Consider the following 17,426-nt stretch of genomic DNA (forward strand, 5'->3'; position numbering starts at 1 on the left):
TTAAGATCACAAAGAAAAAAAGCAGATTTTTATTGTGACATTTCCGTTTTTTATCTATCTATCTTAAGGCAGTGTTTTTCATAAAAGTGTCACAAAACTGACGCATAATGACGCCGCAAATCCCAGTGACACGGTGTCACACTAGCAGGAGTTACAATGGCTAAGCGCATTTTGGTTGTGGAAGACGAAGCTCCCATCCGTGAAATGTTATGTTTCGTGCTGGAACAGAATGATTACCAGCCTATTGAGGCGGAAGATTATGACAGCGCGATTGGTAAGCTGATCGAACCCTGGCCTGATTTAATTCTGCTGGACTGGATGTTGCCCGGCGGCAGCGGTATCCAGTTTATTAAGCATTTGAAGCGTGAAGCCATGACGCGCGACATTCCGGTGATGATGCTGACGGCGCGCGGTGAAGAAGAAGATCGCGTGCGCGGTCTGGAAGTGGGGGCGGATGACTATATTACCAAGCCGTTTTCGCCAAAAGAGCTGATGGCGCGTATCAAAGCGGTGATGCGCCGTATTTCGCCGATGGCGGTGGAAGAGGTGATTGAGATGCAGGGGCTGAGCCTCGATCCGTCATCGCACCGCGTGATGTCGGAAACCACGCCGCTGGAGATGGGACCGACCGAATACAAACTGCTGCACTTCTTTATGACGCATCCGGAACGCGTTTACAGCCGCGAACAGCTGCTGAACCACGTGTGGGGCACCAATGTGTATGTCGAAGATCGCACCGTCGATGTGCATATTCGCCGTTTACGTAAAGCGCTGGAACTGACCGGCCACGATCGCATGGTTCAAACCGTTCGCGGAACAGGGTATCGTTTCTCAGCCCGCTACTAAACGTAAACGGAGTTTTTACCGTGCTGGAACGACTCTCCTGGAAGAGACTTTTGACCGAGCTGGCGCTGGTCTGTTTACCTGCGCTGGTGTTGGGTCTGTTGTTCGGCTATCTGCCGTGGCTGCTGCTGATTGCGGTGAGCGGCGTGATGTTGTGGCATTTCAGAAATCTGATGCGTTTGTCACACTGGCTGTGGGTCGATCGTTCAATGACGCCGCCCACCGGACGCGGCAGTTGGGAACCGCTGTTCTATGGTCTGTATCAGATGCAGCTGCGCAACCGGCGGCGTCGGCGTGAGCTGGGTAATCTGATCAAACGTTTCCGCAGCGGTGCAGAATCGCTGCCGGATGCCGTGGTACTGACCACCGAAGAGGGCACCATTTTCTGGTGCAATGGTTTGGCGCAACAGCATCTTGGCTTGCGTTGGCCGGAGGATAACGGCCAGAACATCCTCAATTTGCTGCGTTATCCTGAATTTTCCCGTTATATCCGCCAGCGCAAGTTCGACATGCCGCTGACGCAGATCCTCAATAATCAGCATCATATGGAATTCCGCGTGATGCCATACAGCGAAGGGCAGTGGCTGATGGTGGCGCGTGATGTCACCCAAATGCACCAGCTGGAAGGCGCGCGACGTAACTTCTTTGCTAACGTCAGCCATGAACTGCGTACGCCGCTAACGGTGCTGCAAGGTTATCTGGAAATGATGGACGACTCGGTAATGAACGAGCGCACGCGCAGCAAGGCATTGCATACCATGCAAGAGCAGACGCGACGCATGGACAGCCTGGTAAAACAGCTGCTGACCTTATCGCGGATTGAAGCGGCTCCGGCCATCGATCTGAAAGAGACAGTGGATGTGCCTGGCATGCTGCTGCTGTTGCAGCGTGAAGCGGAAACGCTGAGTCAGGGACGTCATACCATCCATTTCCACACCGATCCGCACCTTAAAGTGTTCGGCAATGACGAGCAGCTGCGTAGCGCCATTTCCAATCTGGTCTACAACGCGGTGAATCATACGCCGGAAGGCACGCGCATCGACATCAGCTGGTTGCGTACCAAGCAAGGTGCGCAGTTTAAGGTGTGCGATGACGGGCCGGGCATCAGCGAGCAGCATCTGCCACGCCTCACCGAGCGTTTCTACCGTGTGGATAAAGCGCGTTCGCGCGCTACTGGCGGCAGCGGTTTGGGGCTGGCGATTGTGAAACATGCGCTGGGCCATCATAACGCGCGGCTGGAAATCACCAGCGTGCCGCATCAGGAAACCTGTTTCAGCTTTCTTCTGCCGCAGCGGTTGATTGTGGCTAACGTGGCTCAAGAGCGCGTTAACACCGAGTGAGTCAATTTATTGCCTATGCATTCAGGTGCGCATAAATGCGCACCCTACGAAAACCCAGCTCCGTAAACGTAGAGTCGCCCTTCATGGCGTAATGCCGATCAGTTAAGCGCCGTATTAATTACCGCACATTCCGTAGCGGCGCGATTTATCGCGCAATAAATTGCGCCGCTACAAGGTGTGCGCCAGGTAGTTGGGGTTTTCATCTCTTAACTGACCAGCATTACGCCATTCATGGCGACCTTTTCGTGCCTCACTGATTGCCATGACGCAATTTATTGCGCGTTAAATCGCGCCGCGACAGAATAGAGCCCTTATTGAATTGCGGAACCGCTCATGAAATCGCTGTTGCTCTCCTGCATGCTGCTTTGCTCTGCTTTAGCACATGGCCAACAAACCATGCTGACCGGCAATCTGAGCAGCGTCGGATCGGACACGCTTGGCTACCTGATGACCTTGTGGGGCGAGGATTTTAGCCGTCAGTCGCCGGGCGTGAACGTTCAGGTGCAGGCGGCGGGATCTTCAACCGCACCGACCGCGCTGGCGGCGGGTGCTGCTCAACTGGGCGCGATGAGCCGCCCGATGCAAATCGATGAACGTCAACTCTTTACCGCGCGCTACGGCTACCCGCCGCTGGCCGTGCCGGTGGCGATGGATGCGCTGGTGGTAGTGGTCAATCAGGATAACCCGTTGCCGCGCATTGCGCCGCAACAGCTCGACGCGCTGTTCTCCATTACCCGCCTGTGTGGCGGGCGGCAAGTGCCGCAACGTTGGGGCGATCTCGGCCTGAGCGACAGCCGCTGGGCCACGCGCAGCATTCAACGTTATGGCCGCAACTCGGCTTCGGGAACGTGGGGCTTTTTCAAGCAGCAGGCGCTGTGCAAAGGGGATTTTCGCGCTAACGTTGCCGAATTTCCCGGTTCTGCGGCGGTGGTACAAGCCGTTGCCGCCACGCCTAACAGCATTGGTTATGCCAGTTTTGGCTTTCATCTCAGCGGGGTGAAAATGCTGCCGGTCGTCACGGCAAACGGCGACAGCGTGACGCCGGATGCCGAATCCATTCGCAGCGGCCGCTATCCGTGGTCGCGTCCGCTCTATATCTATGTCAATAAAGCGCCGGGTAAACCGCTGCCGCCGCTGGTCAATGCGTTTCTGCATCAGGTCTTGTCGCCGCAGGGTCAACGTCGGGTGAGTGAAGCCGGTTATCTGCCATTGTCGGATAGCCAGATGTCACAAGCACGCGCGGCAATTGAGGGAAATTGAAGAACGTGCATCTGAACATGAAATAGTTTCATGTGACCTGAATTTTCTTCCGTTGCCGAATGTGTAACAGCGTGGCATTCTTCTTAGACATATAGCCGTCCAGATGGCTGATATAACTCAGCGAAATTATACCCTGACGCAACTATGCGCTCAGCCAGGAGAGAAGATGCCACGTCATAATCCGTTCCGTGCCGATACCGTCGGCAGTTTTCTGCGTCCCGCAGCCATCAAGCAGGCGCGTGTGCAGTTTGCCAATGGCGAAATCAGTGCCGATCAATTGCGCCAGGTTGAAGATCGCGAAATCCGTCACGTTGTGGAGCAGCAGCGTGCCAACGGCCTGCAGATCGTTACCGATGGTGAATTCCGTCGCGCCTGGTGGCACTTCGATTTCTTCGGCGATCTGCACGGCGTAGAGCTGTTCGAAGCGGAGCAGGGCATTCAGTTCAACGGCGTGCAGACCAAAGCGCACGGCGTGAAAGTCACCGGTAAAGTGGCCTTTAATCCTCAACACCCGATGCTGGATCACTTCCGCTTCCTGCAAAGCGTGGCGGGCGATGCGGTTGCCAAAATGACCATTCCAAGCCCAAGCGTGTTGCACTTCCGCGGTGGCCGTAAGGTGATCGATGCTACGGTTTATCCCGACCTCAAAGAGTACTTCGCCGATCTGGCGCAGACCTACAAAGATGCCATCAAAGCGTTTTACGACGCGGGCTGCCGTTATCTGCAGCTGGATGACACCGTGTGGGCATACCTGTGCTCAACTGACCAGCAACAGCAGATCCGCGAACGTGGCGAAGATCCACAGGAACTGGCGCGCATCTATGCTGAAGTGCTAAACAGCGCGCTGGAAGGCAAGCCGGAAGATCTGACCGTTGGTCTGCATGTGTGTCGCGGCAACTTCCGCTCGACGTGGATCTCCGAAGGTGGCTATGAGCCGATAGCCGAAGTGCTGTTTGGTGGCGTGAATATCGATGCCTTCTACCTTGAGTACGACAATGAACGTTCGGGGGGCTTCGAGCCGCTGCGCTTCCTTAAGCCAGGCCATCAGCAGGTCGTACTGGGCCTGATCACCACCAAAACCGGTGAGCTGGAAGATGCGGCACAGGTGAAAGCGCGTCTGCAGGAAGCGTCGCAGTTTGTTAGCCTCAACCAAATCTGCCTCAGCCCGCAGTGTGGCTTTGCGTCTACCGAAGAGGGCAACAGCCTGAACGAAGAGCAACAGTGGCAGAAGATTCGTCTGGTGGTCGAGATAGCAAGAACGGTCTGGTAATGCTGTAAACCTGAACAAACAGGCGCGTAAATCGCGCCTTTTGTGCATCTCAAGGCCGATTTATGCAAAGAAATCTCCCGTACTGAGGAAAGTTTTAGCAAATCATCTGGGGTGTTTTCCCGCTATTCCACCGTGATTCACTGCTTTATCCCGCTATCTTGTTATATCCTTCTGGTTTTCCGATCCCGTATTGCCTTTCTTCGCTATAAACGTTCTAATTTGCGCCGTTGTCGATTTATCCCTCTGCGAACAGAAGAAAAGTAGTTTAAATCACCTGCGCTTTAGCGTTTTAGACCGCATATCACGCTGGTCTTGCCTGATAAGGCTTTGTTTTAGCGCATCCAGAGGACAACACGAACCCAACTTCCACCGCAACATCAGCTACAGGCAGTACAGAAGTTTATGACACACCGTTTAACCTCCAAGGATATCCTGGCGCTGGGCTTTATGACGTTTGCCCTGTTCGTTGGCGCAGGAAATATCATCTTCCCACCGATGGTGGGAATTCAGTCTGGCGAACACGTTTGGGTGGCGGCATTCGGCTTCCTGATTACCGCTGTCGGCTTACCGGTGATCACCGTCATCGCGCTGGCGCGCGTGGGCGGCGGCATTGATGCGCTGAGCTCACCGATTGGTAAAGCCGCCGGTTTGCTGCTGGCGACGGTTTGCTACCTGGCGGTTGGGCCGCTGTTTGCCACGCCGCGTACCGCTACCGTCTCCTTTGCCGTCGGCATTGCACCGCTGACCGGCGATGGCGCGCTGCCGCTGTTGATCTACAGCCTGATTTACTTCGCGCTGGTGATCGGCATCTCGCTCTATCCAGGCAAACTGCTGGATACCGTGGGCCACTTCCTTGCTCCGCTGAAAATTTTGGCGCTGATTGTGCTTGGCGTCGCCGTGCTGATCTGGCCTGCCGGTGGCGTTTCACCGGGTACGGAAGAGTATCAGCGAGCGGCCTTCTCCAGCGGCTTCGTCAATGGTTATCTGACCATGGATACGCTGGGTGCGCTGGTGTTCGGTATTGTTATCGTCAATGCGGCGCGCTCACGCGGCGTTGAAGATGCCAAATTACTCACGCGCTATACCATGCTGGCCGGCATCATTGCGGGTATCGGTTTGACGCTGATTTACCTGACGCTGTTCAAACTCGGCAACGATAGCGGTGCGTTGGTTGCGCAGAGCGCCAATGGTGCTGAGATTCTGCATGCTTACGTGCAGCAGACCTTCGGCGGTATGGGCAGCTTCTTCCTTGCAGCGCTGATCTTCGTGGCCTGCATGGTGACGGCGGTGGGCCTGACCTGCGCCTGCGCAGAATTCTTTGCGCAATATGTTCCGCTGTCGTATAAAACGCTGGTATTTATTCTGGGTCTGTTCTCCATGGTGGTGTCGAATCTCGGCCTGAGCCATCTGATTCAGATCTCGATTCCGGTGCTGACGGCGATTTATCCGCCATGTATCGTGCTGGTGGTACTGAGCTTCACGCTGAAGTTGTGGAACAAAAGTTCACGTATCATCGCGCCGACCATGTTGGTCAGCCTGCTGTTCGGTATCGTTGATGCCATCAAAACCACCAGCTTTAAAGATGTGCTGCCGCTGTTCAGTCAGCATCTGCCGCTGGCCGATCAGGGACTCTCCTGGTTGCCGCCATCGCTGGCGATGATGGTGATTGCTGCGGTGGTTGATCGGGCAAAAGGACGTGAGCAGGTCGCCGTTCATCAGTAAGCGACATTGCTGTTAATTCCAACCACGGGCTTGCCCGTGGTTTTTCATTTTCAAGGTACTGAGTGTTATGCAAGAAACCAATAAGCTCAAACGCGGACTGAGCACGCGCCATATTCGCTTTATGGCACTGGGTTCGGCGATTGGCACCGGGCTGTTTTACGGCTCGGCCGATGCCATCAGAATGGCAGGCCCAAGCGTGTTGCTGGCGTACATCATCGGCGGTGCGGTGGCGTACATCATCATGCGTGCGCTGGGTGAGATGTCGGTCAACAACCCGCAGGCCAGCTCATTCTCGCGCTATGCGCAGGATTATCTCGGCCCGCTGGCAGGTTACATTACCGGCTGGACCTACTGTTTTGAAATCCTGATCGTGGCGATTGCCGACGTAACGGCGTTTGGTATCTACATGGGCGTGTGGTTCCCCGAGGTACCGCACTGGATTTGGGTGCTGAGCGTGGTACTGATTATCGGCGCCATCAACCTGATGAGCGTGAAAGTGTTTGGTGAAGTGGAGTTCTGGTTCTCCTTCTTCAAAGTCGCCACCATTATCATCATGATTCTTGCCGGCTTCGGCATGATTTTCTGGGGCATCGGTAACGGAGGGCAACCGACCGGCATTCACAATCTGTGGACCAACGGCGGCTTCTTCGCGCACGGCATTGTCGGCATGCTGCTGTCGCTGCAGATGGTGATGTTTGCTTACGGCGGCATTGAGATCATCGGGATTACGGCCGGTGAAGCAGACGATCCGAAGACTTCGATTCCTCGCGCTATCAACTCTGTGCCGATGCGTATTCTGGTGTTCTATGTGGGTACGCTGTTTGTCATCATGTCGATTTATCCGTGGAATCAGGTGGGCACTTCCGGCAGCCCGTTCGTGCTGACCTTCCAGCATTTGGGTATCGCGGCGGCGGCTTCAATCCTCAACTTCGTGGTGCTGACGGCTTCATTGTCGGCGATTAACAGCGATGTCTTTGGCGTGGGACGAATGCTGCACGGTATGGCGCAGCAAGGTCACGCACCCAAGGTATTCCAGAAAGTGTCTAATCGCGGGATTCCGTGGGTGACCGTATTAGTAATGATGATGGCGATGTTAATCGCGGTCTATCTCAACTACCTGATGCCAGAAAAAGTGTTCCTGGTGATCGCCTCGCTCGCCACCTTTGCGACCGTTTGGGTGTGGATCATGATTCTGCTGTCGCAAATTGCCTTCCGCCGCAAAATTGGCCATGAGCAAGCTGGGAAGTTGGATTTCGCTATGCCGGGTGGCAGTGCAACCGCGTGGTTTGGCGTGGTGTTCCTGGCATTCATTATTGGGTTGATTGGTTACTTCCCGGATACGCGCGTGTCGCTGTACGTTGGTTTCGCGTGGATTGCCGTGCTGTTGCTGACGTGGCCGCTGGTGAAAAAGCGTAAGGGCTGATGTTATTTCAGGTGCGCATCAGTGAGCACCTATTGGATATATCGCAATTTGTAGCGGCGCAATTTATTGCGCGATAAATCGCGCCGCTACGGAATGTGCGTTAATCGCAAGCGCAAAATAAAACGTAGAAAACAACGAGAAATATTAAATAGTCAAAAGCAGTGATGTGATCAAAAAATAATTCGGCGCATCCTGTCGCCGAAAATACATCAAAAAAGGAGAAAATAAGTAATGCTAAGGGATGTTTGACTTACTCAGCATATCGCATTTTGATTGTTGTCGGCATGTTCAGAAAAAAAAGAGAAAACTCCCACATGGGAATAGAGAATTACTTACAGTTAATTTAAGTGATTTTCCTGAAAAGTTAAGCTCGCATAATTTAACGCGCTTAACCTCAAAAAAATTATAACGTCACATGTGCAGGCAGCAGCGCTTTCAACTGTGGATAAATCACGGCATTGGCCAGTAGCACCGGATTGCCGTGCTGCAAACCTTCATGACCGAGATAATCGTTGGTGATGCCGCCCGCTTCACGCATCAGCACAATGCCCGGTAAGCCATCCCAAGGATTCATGTGTGCTTCGTAGTAACCCATTAATCGACCCGCCGCCGCCCACGCACTCATCAACGCGCCAGAACCGTTGCGGATAAACATGCCACCCTGTGCCAGTAACGCGCCGATAAAGGTAGTGAGCGGTTCAATAGGCTGGCTGTTGGAACTGCCTAGACCCAGCAATCCCTGATCGAGCTGCTGCGCGCTGTGCGATTGAATGCGTTTATCATTGACCCATGCCCCTTTTCCCCGACAGGCATGAAAAGTTTCTTGATGATTGGGATCGCAAACCACGCCAATTACCGCTTCATTTTCACAGACAATGGCCAGCGAAACGCACCAGTTGTGCAGGCCATTAACAAAGCTGCTGGTGCCATCAATCGGATCGATCACCCAGATAAAGCGCGCGCCGGAGGTCATGCCGCCGCTCTCTTCGCCCAGTACCGCATCGTCAGGAAAACGTTCGTGGATCAGATGCTTGACCAGTTGTTCAACGTTGCGATCGGCTTCGCTGACCACATCCTGGAGATCCTTCTTATGCTCAACGACGAGCTGATGACGTTGCTGATACCACGATAAAGCACGGCTGGCGGCGGTTTTCGCAACATCACAGGCGAAGTGATAGCGTGCATCGAGTTCGGTAAGCGAAGCTGAAGACATCTTTCCCTCTTATGATTGTCAGGCTGGAGGAGCAACAACTGACGCCGAAAATGGCGTCCTGGCTGTGTGACGGACTTAACAAAAGTTAAGAAAGGCTTCATTAAGCCGTAGATGACCGCGCCTGACAAGAGGAGGAGAAGCACAGCCAGCGAAATTTTTATTTTCGCTGGCTGGTAAAGCGGGATGAAGCGTTAGTGGCGGGTTCGCACGCCAATTTGACGCATGTCATTACCGGTTGGTGATTGGTGAACGCGCAGTCCAAAGGCAGGCAGAACCGCGTAAATATGGTCGAAGATATCTGACTGAATATCTTCATACTCTTTCCACACCGTGGTGCTGGTGAAGACATAGACTTCCAGCGGCAAGCCGTTCTCACCCGGTGCTAACTGACGTACCATTAACGTCATCTCTTTATGAATGCGCGGATGCTGCTCCAGCCAGCTTTGCAACCAGACACGGAAAGTACCAACGTTCGTTAAGCGACGTCCATTCAGCGGTGAATTCAAATCACAGCCCAGCTGCGCATTCCATGCAGCGACCTCTTCACTTTTACTGTTCAGATACGGCGTCAGCAGATGAGCGCTTTTCAGTTGCTGCATCATTGCGTCATCGAGAAAGGCAATGCTGGTGGTATCTAAATGAATACTGCGTTTAATACGACGTCCGCCCGATTCCGACATGCCACGCCAGTTTTTAAATGAATCAGAAATAAGCGCATAGGCAGGAATAGTGACAATGGTGTTATCCCAGTTGCGTACTTTTACCGTGGTCAGTGAAATATCGATCACCGCACCGTCCGCGCCATATTTCGGCATTTCCAGCCAGTCATTCATTTTCAGCATGTTATTTGCTGCCAGCTGAATACCGGCAACCAGGCCCAGAATGGGATCCTTAAATACCAGCATCAACACCGCCGTCATGGCACCGAGTCCGGTGATCAATACGCCCGGAGATTTTCCCAGCAGCAGCGAGATAATCATGATCACCATTAAAATAGCGGCGATCAGTTTCACGCTTTGGATGATTCCGCGCAGCGGCAATTGCTGTGCCAGCATGCTATTAACGCTGAGTTGTTGCAGCAGATCCAGCAAGGAGAACAGCATGAGAAGTGCGAAGATCATCATCCAAAGCTGGGCGACAATCAGCAGCGCACTGTATAACTGGCTGCTGTCATGCAGGAATAATTCGGTTTGCAATTTAAATAGCACGCCTTGCATCAGCCATACGCTGCGGCTAAACAGGCGGCTGTTAATCAACGCCTTCGGCCACTGGCGACTGCTTTTTTCGGTGTAACGACGCAGCAGCGGCAAGATAGCGCGGTGCAGAATGGCGTGAGTGATAAGCGAGATGGCAAAGATAATGGCAATCACTATTCCCAATGCCATGATGTGCGTATAGCTAAGGCCGGCTTCTGCGAGCCGATTTGCAATAAGATGCTGCATAAGATTTCCCTGAGTGTGACGAAAATTAAGGTCACGCAGGGTAGGGGATGGGAAATTTCCCGTCCAACAGACGGGTCTTGAATTCTACAGTCGTTGCGCGCGCGCGTCGGCCATCAGGCGCGGATAGAACTGGAAGAACAGGGGTTCGAGCCGATCATAGTGATCGATGAAATCCTGATAGGAATCACGCAGCGCAACCAGACGCGGACGACGATGTGCCATGCCGCTTAGCACGCGCGCCAGCCGTGTCGGTTCCGCGTAGTGTTCAAACCAGCGCTCGCGCCACATCACGGCATTCAATTCAATGAAGCCTTCCGGCGTACCGGCCAGCTGCGGCACGATGTTGCGTTCAGCCGCCTGCGTAAACTCTGCCAGCGATTGCGTGGGATGAAATTTCTCCCAGTGTAACGCAAGGAAGTGATCCCAAATCACATCCAGCGTGATCGGCGCCACGCGGCGCGTTTCAGGGCGAAACAGGTCACGCGCAATACGCACTTCGGGCAGGTTATCGGTTAACACGTCAAGACGGCGATGCATGGCAATGCCATCCACGACGGGCGCGGGCCATTGCGATTGCACGTTGCCGCGCACGAAATCGGCCATGAGATTGCCCAGCAGAGAGCTGTTTGCCAGCTGCGCCAGGTGAAGGTGAGCGAGAAAGTTCATGGCGCATTATATACACGTCATACTGCAAGTTACAGGTGCGTTGGCTGCTTTCATGTACCCGAATCACTGACTCGAATGAGGGTGTGTTGAGGCAGAATCACAGAAGCGCAGCCAGTTGTTCAGAATTTGCCGCTTTTCAGCTAGACTATGCCGCCTGATTTTAAGTCCTGAAGAAGTGAAGCATGCGCGTAGCCGATTTTACCTTTGAGTTGCCAGAATCATTAATCGCCCACTATCCGCAGGCGCAGCGAAGCGGTTGTCGCTTGCTGTCGCTGGATGGCCCAAGCGGCGCGTTAAGCCATGGCGTATTTACTGACGTGATGGATAAGCTCAATCCGGGCGATCTGCTGGTGTTTAACAACACTCGCGTGATTCCCGCACGCGTCTTTGGCCGTAAAGCCAGCGGCGGGAAAATCGAGATGCTGGTTGAGCGCATGCTGGACGACAAACGCGTGCTGGCGCATGTGCGCGCCTCTAAAGCACCGAAGCCAGGCGCAGAGTTGCTGCTGGGCGATGACGAAAGCGTTAAAGCCACCATGGTGGCGCGTCATGACACGCTGTTTGAAATTGCTTTCGAAGACGATCGCGCAGTGCTGGATATTCTCAACAGCGTCGGCCATATGCCGCTGCCGCCGTATATCGATCGTCCCGATGAAGATGCCGACCGTGAGCTGTACCAAACCGTGTATGGCGTGCGTCCCGGTGCTGTTGCCGCACCCACCGCCGGTTTGCACTTTGATGAACCGCTGCTGGAGGCGCTGAAAGCCAAAGGCGTTGAAATGGCGTTTGTCACGCTGCACGTCGGTGCCGGCACCTTCCAGCCGGTGCGCGTGGAAACCATCGAAGATCACATCATGCACGCCGAATACGCGGAAGTGCCACAGGAGGTGGTGGATGCGGTGTTGGCGTGTAAAGCGCGCGGCAATAAAGTGGTCGCCGTCGGCACCACCTCGGTAAGATCGCTGGAGAGCGCCGCGAAGGCCAGCCAGGATGCGCTGATTGCCCCGTTCTTCGATGACACCCAGATCTTTATCTATCCCGGCTACCACTATCAGGTGATTGATGCGTTGATCACCAATTTCCATCTGCCGGAATCGACCCTGATTATGCTGGTATCGGCCTTTGCCGGTTACCAGCACACCATGGCGGCTTATCACAGCGCGGTGGCAGAGCAGTACCGTTTCTTTAGCTACGGCGATGCGATGTACATCACCCGTAATCCCCAGGCACCTGACGAAAGCGTTGGTGCGTAATTGAATCAGACTGTTTCTCTGATTAGAGGTTAATGTGAAATTTGAATTAGATACTACCGACGGGCGCGCGCGCCGTGGCCGTCTGGTCTTTGATCGTGGCGTTGTCGAAACCCCGGCCTTTATGCCCGTGGGCACCTACGGCACGGTGAAAGGCATGACGCCGGAAGAAGTGAAAGAGACCGGCGCACAAATCCTGCTCGGCAACACTTTCCACCTGTGGCTGCGCCCAGGCCAGGAGATCATGAAACTGCACGGCGATCTGCATGATTTCATGAACTGGCAAAGTCCAATCCTCACCGATTCAGGCGGTTTCCAGGTGTTCAGCCTCGGTGATATCCGCAAGATCACCGAAGCCGGCGTGCACTTCCGCAACCCGATCAATGGCGACCCGATTTTCCTTGATCCGGAAAAGTCGATGGAGATTCAGTTCGATCTCGGCTCTGACGTAGTGATGATCTTCGACGAATGTACGCCTTATCCTGCGGATTGGGATTACGCCAAACGTTCGATGGAGATGTCTTTACGTTGGGCACAGCGCAGCCGTGACCGCTTCGATTCGCTGGGAAATAAAAATGCATTGTTCGGCATTATTCAGGGCGGTGTTTACGAAGATTTACGAGATGTCTCCGTTAAAGGTCTGGTAGAGATTGGCTTTGATGGGTACGCTGTGGGCGGCCTGGCGGTGGGTGAGCCTAAAGAGGACATGCACCGAATCCTGGAGCACGTCTGTCCGCAAATTCCGCAAGACAAACCGCGTTATTTGATGGGCGTCGGCAAGCCAGAAGATCTGGTGGAAGGCGTTCGCCGCGGTATCGATATGTTTGACTGCGTTATGCCAACGCGCAATGCGCGCAACGGTCATCTGTTTGTTACCGATGGCGTGGTGAAAATCCGTAATGCCAAGTATAAAGATGACACCGCAACGCTGGATGCTGAGTGTGATTGTTACACCTGTCGCAATTATAGCCGTGCCTACTTGCATCATCTTGATCGCTGTAACGAAATACTGGGCGCACGCCTGAATACGATTCACAATCTGCGCTATTACCAGCGTTTGATGGCCGGTTTACGTAAGGCTATCGAAGAGGGTAAATTAGAGCACTTTGTTAGCGAGTTCTACCAACGGACGGGGAAAGCGGTTCCTCCGCTGAACGTCTGATAATTCATCAATGAGGGAAATTTAATGAGCTTTTTCATTTCTGACGCCGTAGCCGCAGCAGGCGCACCGTCTCAGGGAAGTCCGTATTCTCTGGTGATCATGCTGGTGGTATTTGGTCTGATCTTCTACTTCATGATTCTGCGTCCACAGCAGAAGCGTACCAAAGATCACAAGAAGCTGATGGATTCCATCTCTAAAGGTGATGAAGTGCTGACCAGCGGTGGTTTAGTTGGCCGTGTGACCAAAGTGGCAGAAACTGGCTATGTTTCAATTGCCCTGAACGACACCACTGAAGTAGTTGTTAAACGTGATTTCGTGGCCGCCGTTCTGCCGAAAGGTACTATGAAGGCGCTGTAATTTTTTCTTCCCGAAGGGAACTGCCGTGTTAAACCGTTATCCTTTGTGGAAGTACATCATGCTGGTCGTCGTGATTCTCGTCGGCCTGCTCTATGCGCTTCCTAACCTCTATGGTGAGGATCCGGCCGTTCAGATCACTGGTGCGCGCGGTGGCGCCGCCAGTGAGCAAACGTTGGATCAGATCCAGAACGTATTAAAACAAGACAATATCGAGAGCAAATCCCTCGCTCTGGAAAATGGTGCCATTCTGGCCCGCTTTGCGACCCAGGATGCGCAACTGCGCGCGCGTGATGCACTCACCACCACGCTGGGCGAAGACTACATTGTGGCACTCAACCTCGCGCCAGCAACCCCTCGCTGGCTGAGCATGCTGGCCGCGGAGCCGATGAAACTCGGTCTTGATCTGCGCGGCGGCGTTCACTTCCTGATGGAAGTGGATATGGATACGGCTCTGGGCAAACTGCAAGAGCAGAACGCCGACAGCCTGCGCAGCGACCTGCGCGACAAAAGCATTCCGTATACCACCGTTAATAAAATCGCGAACTATGGCGTAGAAGTGCGTTTCCGTGACGGCGCCAGCCGTGACGCGGCAATCAGCTACTTGTCCACGCGCCACCGCGATCTGGTGATCTCAAGCCAGGGCAGCGATGCGCTGCGTGCGGTAATGAGCGATGCACGTCTGAGCGAAGCGCGTGAATATGCGGTGCAGCAAAACATCACGATTCTGCGTAACCGTGTGAACCAGCTTGGCGTCGCCGAACCGCTGGTGCAGCGTCAAGGTTCTGACCGCATCGTGGTAGAACTGCCGGGTATTCAGGACACCGCGCGCGCGAAAGAGATTTTGGGCGCAACTGCCACGCTGGAATTCCGTCTGGTTAATACCAGCGTTGATCCTACTGCCGCAGCCAGCGGCCGTGTGCCGGGCGATTCGGAAGTGAAGAAAACGCGCGAAGGGCAGCCAGTGGTGCTGTACAAGCGTGTCATTCTGACCGGTGACCACATCACCGACTCTACGTCGAGCATGGATGAGTACAACCAGCCACAGGTGAACATTTCACTGGATGGCGCGGGCGGCAACATGATGTCGAACTTCACCAAGGACAACATCGGTAAGCCGATGGCGACCCTGTTTGTGGAGTACAAAGACAGCGGTAAGAAAGATGCCAACGGCCGTTCGATTCTGGTGAAACAGGAAGAAGTGATTAACGTGGCGAACATCCAGTCGCGCCTCGGCAACAGCTTCCGTATCACCGGCATTAATAACCCGAACGAAGCACGCCAGCTGTCGCTGCTGCTGCGCGCGGGTGCGTTGATTGCGCCAATCCAGATTGTAGAAGAACGCACCATCGGTCCAACCATGGGCCAGCAGAACATCACACAAGGTCTCGAAGCCTGTCTGTGGGGTTTGATCGCGTCCATCATCTTTATGGTGGTGTTCTACAAGAAGTTTGGCCTTATCGCCACCAGCGCACTGCTGTGTAACCTGGTGCTGATTGTCGGCATCATGTCACTGCTGCCTGGCGCCACGCTCACCATGCCGGGTATCGCCGGTATCGTGCTGACGCTGGCGGTGGCGGTTGATGCTAACGTATTGATTAACGAACGTATTAAAGAAGAGTTGCGTAACGGACGCTCGGTGCAGCAGGCGATTCATGAAGGCTATAAAGGCGCCTTCTCCAGTATCGTCGATGCCAACGTTACGACGCTGATTAAAGTCATCATTCTTTATGCGGTCGGTACCGGTTCAATCAAAGGCTTTGCGATTACTACGGCTATCGGTATCGCAACTTCAATGTTTACCGCTATCGTCGGCACCCGTGCCATCGTTAACCTGGTGTACGGCGGCAAACGCATCAACAAGCTGTCTATCTGAGGAGTGCGTTGTGGCACAGGAATATAGTATTGAGCAGCTAAACCACGGGCGTAAAGTCGTCGACTTTATGCGCTGGGATCGGCTGGCTTTCATCATCTCCGGTCTGCTGATTGTGGCGTCTATTGCCATTATCGGTGTGCGAGGCTTCAACTGGGGCCTCGACTTTACCGGCGGAACGGTGATTGAGATTAACCTGGAAAAACCGGCGGATCTCGATGCGCTGCGCGAAGGTTTGGTGAAGGCGGGCTTTGAAGAGCCGCTGGTGCAGAACTTTGGTAGCAGCCGCGATGTGATGGTGCGTATGCCACCGGCGACCGGCAATGCCGGTACCGAACTGGGCAACAAGGTGTTGGCGTCCATCAGCCAGACCACGCAGCAGAACGCCACCGTGAAACGTATCGAGTTCGTTGGCCCAAGCGTGGGAAGCGATCTGGCGCAGGCCGGTGCGATGGCGCTGTTGTCGGCGCTGATTGCGATTTTGATCTACATCGGCATCCGCTTTGAGTGGCGTTTGGCGCTCGGCACCGTACTGGCGCTGGCGCACGATGTGATCATCACCTGCGGCATTTTGTCGCTGTCACGCGTGGAGATCGATCTGACGATTGTCGCCTCGCTGATGTCGGTAATTGGTTACTCGCTTAACGATAAGATCGTGGTATCCGACCGTATTCGTGAGAACTTCCGCAAGATTCGCCGCGGGTCTTCTTACGACATCACCAACGTGTCGCTGACCCAAACGCTGAGCCGTACCTTGATCACCTCCCTCACCACGCTGGCGATGATCATGATCCTGTTCGTGTTTGGTGGTGCGTTGCTGAAAGGCTTCTCATTGACCATGCTGATCGGTGTCACCATCGGTACCATTTCATCGATTTATGTCTCTTCAGCGCTGGCGCTGAAACTTGGCATGAAGCGTGAACACATGCTGGTGCAGAAAGTGGAAAAAGAGGGCGCAGATCAGCCTTCGATTCTGCCGTAACGCTGTGTAAGAAAGTAAACGGGCTGCCAGTGGCAGCCCGTTTTTTTATGCCTGGCGATCAGGGCGTGTTTTTTGCTGCGGTATGCTCAACATCATGCACGCGCACGTAGCCGAGCTGATCCGGGGTTAATCCGCTAAGCCGCAGCGGCACAGTCACGGAACTGCGCGGCATTAACTCGGCGGGAACATCGATGGTCTGACTCAGGCTGCCCGCATTAAGCGGTTTACCGCTGGCCGGATCCATTTCGCCCCATACCACAGTAGCGCGCAGTGCCGGAATTGGCTGGTCATCCGTGGCGCGGATATTCAGGTTAGCGCGACTGCCGCTGGCTTCACCCGCCACCTGCGTAAGCGACAAACGCAATTTACCGAGCTGCGTCTGCAGCTCTACCGGCGTATTGGCCTGCGGCAACAGCCACGCGCCCTGAGTGGATTGGCTGTTCAGCTGACCCTGAATCTCCAACGCCGTTGCCTGATTAGTCAGCTTGCGCATCTGCTGATTAAGCTGACTTACTTCCTGATGCAACTCTTTGACCTGCGGTGAAACCGGCGTTGAACTACAACCACTGAGAACCAGCAAAGAGAGTGCTGCCGGTGCCCAAAACGTCCTGATCGTCATGCAATGT

15 protein-coding genes are annotated in these 17,426 nt (G+C 54.2%); 11 read left to right on the top strand and 4 right to left on the bottom strand.

Translation table 11 applies throughout. The annotated features are described in order from the left end of the window. The first annotated feature begins 156 nt into the window (after window positions 1–156). The 6 genes from phoB (at window position 157) to proY (ending at window position 7,858) form a co-directional block, all read left to right on the top strand. Window positions 157–846 carry a phosphate response regulator transcription factor PhoB gene (gene phoB / locus AC6I8K_RS04460; protein ID WP_007887040.1) on the top strand — a complete coding sequence of 230 codons (690 nt, stop codon included), beginning with the start codon at window positions 157–159 and terminating at the stop codon, window positions 844–846. Between the two features lie 20 nt (window positions 847–866). After that, window positions 867–2,183 (top strand): phosphate regulon sensor histidine kinase PhoR, encoded by a 1,317-nt coding sequence (gene phoR, locus AC6I8K_RS04465; protein WP_483816901.1) that lies wholly within the window; start codon window positions 867–869, stop codon window positions 2,181–2,183. A 333-nt stretch (window positions 2,184–2,516) separates the two neighbouring features. Further along, window positions 2,517–3,443: a PstS family phosphate ABC transporter substrate-binding protein gene (locus AC6I8K_RS04470; RefSeq protein WP_497826286.1), complete on the top strand. Its 927-nt coding sequence runs from the start codon at window positions 2,517–2,519 to the stop codon at window positions 3,441–3,443. Window positions 3,444–3,609: 166 nt separating this feature from the next. Further along, window positions 3,610–4,713 (top strand): cobalamin-independent methionine synthase II family protein, encoded by a 1,104-nt coding sequence (locus tag AC6I8K_RS04475; protein ID WP_497826287.1) that lies wholly within the window; start codon window positions 3,610–3,612, stop codon window positions 4,711–4,713. A 402-nt stretch (window positions 4,714–5,115) separates the two neighbouring features. Next, a complete protein-coding gene (gene brnQ / locus AC6I8K_RS04480) occupies window positions 5,116–6,435 on the top strand; it encodes a branched-chain amino acid transport system II carrier protein (protein WP_064740422.1) in 1,320 nt (439 codons plus the stop codon). A gap of 67 nt (window positions 6,436–6,502) precedes the next feature. Beyond that, window positions 6,503–7,858: a proline-specific permease ProY gene (gene proY, locus AC6I8K_RS04485; RefSeq protein ID WP_483816905.1), complete on the top strand. Its 1,356-nt coding sequence runs from the start codon at window positions 6,503–6,505 to the stop codon at window positions 7,856–7,858. 403 nt (window positions 7,859–8,261) lie between these two features. On the opposite strand, the gene AC6I8K_RS04490 is transcribed toward proY, so the two are convergent. From AC6I8K_RS04490 to AC6I8K_RS04500, 3 genes are all read right to left on the bottom strand, one after another. After that, on the bottom strand, window positions 8,262–9,071 hold the full coding sequence (locus tag AC6I8K_RS04490) for an inositol monophosphatase family protein (protein WP_483816906.1): 810 nt from the start codon (window positions 9,069–9,071) through the stop codon (window positions 8,262–8,264). Between the two features lie 191 nt (window positions 9,072–9,262). Next, a complete protein-coding gene (locus AC6I8K_RS04495) occupies window positions 9,263–10,513 on the bottom strand; it encodes a mechanosensitive ion channel family protein (protein ID WP_064740425.1) in 1,251 nt (416 codons plus the stop codon). Between the two features lie 84 nt (window positions 10,514–10,597). Further along, the gene (locus AC6I8K_RS04500) at window positions 10,598–11,179 is read right to left on the bottom strand and encodes an ACP phosphodiesterase (protein ID WP_064740426.1); all 582 of its coding nucleotides are present in this window, start codon (window positions 11,177–11,179) and stop codon (window positions 10,598–10,600) included. Between the two features lie 182 nt (window positions 11,180–11,361). On the opposite strand from AC6I8K_RS04500, the gene queA reads away from it, so the two are divergent. The 5 genes from queA to secF are packed head-to-tail and all read left to right on the top strand — an operon-like array spanning window position 11,362 to window position 16,800. After that, window positions 11,362–12,432 carry a tRNA preQ1(34) S-adenosylmethionine ribosyltransferase-isomerase QueA gene (gene queA, locus AC6I8K_RS04505; RefSeq protein ID WP_064740427.1) on the top strand — a complete coding sequence of 357 codons (1,071 nt, stop codon included), beginning with the start codon at window positions 11,362–11,364 and terminating at the stop codon, window positions 12,430–12,432. Window positions 12,433–12,466: 34 nt separating this feature from the next. Beyond that, a complete protein-coding gene (gene tgt, locus AC6I8K_RS04510; RefSeq protein WP_497826288.1) occupies window positions 12,467–13,591 on the top strand; it encodes a tRNA guanosine(34) transglycosylase Tgt in 1,125 nt (374 codons plus the stop codon). A gap of 24 nt (window positions 13,592–13,615) precedes the next feature. Then, window positions 13,616–13,948 carry a preprotein translocase subunit YajC gene (gene yajC / locus AC6I8K_RS04515; RefSeq protein ID WP_064740429.1) on the top strand — a complete coding sequence of 111 codons (333 nt, stop codon included), beginning with the start codon at window positions 13,616–13,618 and terminating at the stop codon, window positions 13,946–13,948. Window positions 13,949–13,973: 25 nt separating this feature from the next. Then, window positions 13,974–15,821: a protein translocase subunit SecD gene (gene secD / locus AC6I8K_RS04520; RefSeq protein ID WP_073991694.1), complete on the top strand. Its 1,848-nt coding sequence runs from the start codon at window positions 13,974–13,976 to the stop codon at window positions 15,819–15,821. A gap of 10 nt (window positions 15,822–15,831) precedes the next feature. Beyond that, window positions 15,832–16,800, top strand: a complete 969-nt coding sequence (gene secF / locus AC6I8K_RS04525; RefSeq protein WP_483816908.1) for a protein translocase subunit SecF — start codon at window positions 15,832–15,834, stop codon at window positions 16,798–16,800. A gap of 58 nt (window positions 16,801–16,858) precedes the next feature. Here the strand turns inward: secF and AC6I8K_RS04530 are convergent, their stop codons facing one another. Further along, complete coding sequence (locus tag AC6I8K_RS04530; protein ID WP_483816909.1) at window positions 16,859–17,419, bottom strand: SadB/YajI family lipoprotein; 561 nt, start codon at window positions 17,417–17,419, stop codon at window positions 16,859–16,861. Window positions 17,420–17,426 lie beyond the last annotated feature (7 nt).

Source organism: Pantoea sp. X-Soil-ISGK-421, from assembly GCF_059730785.1.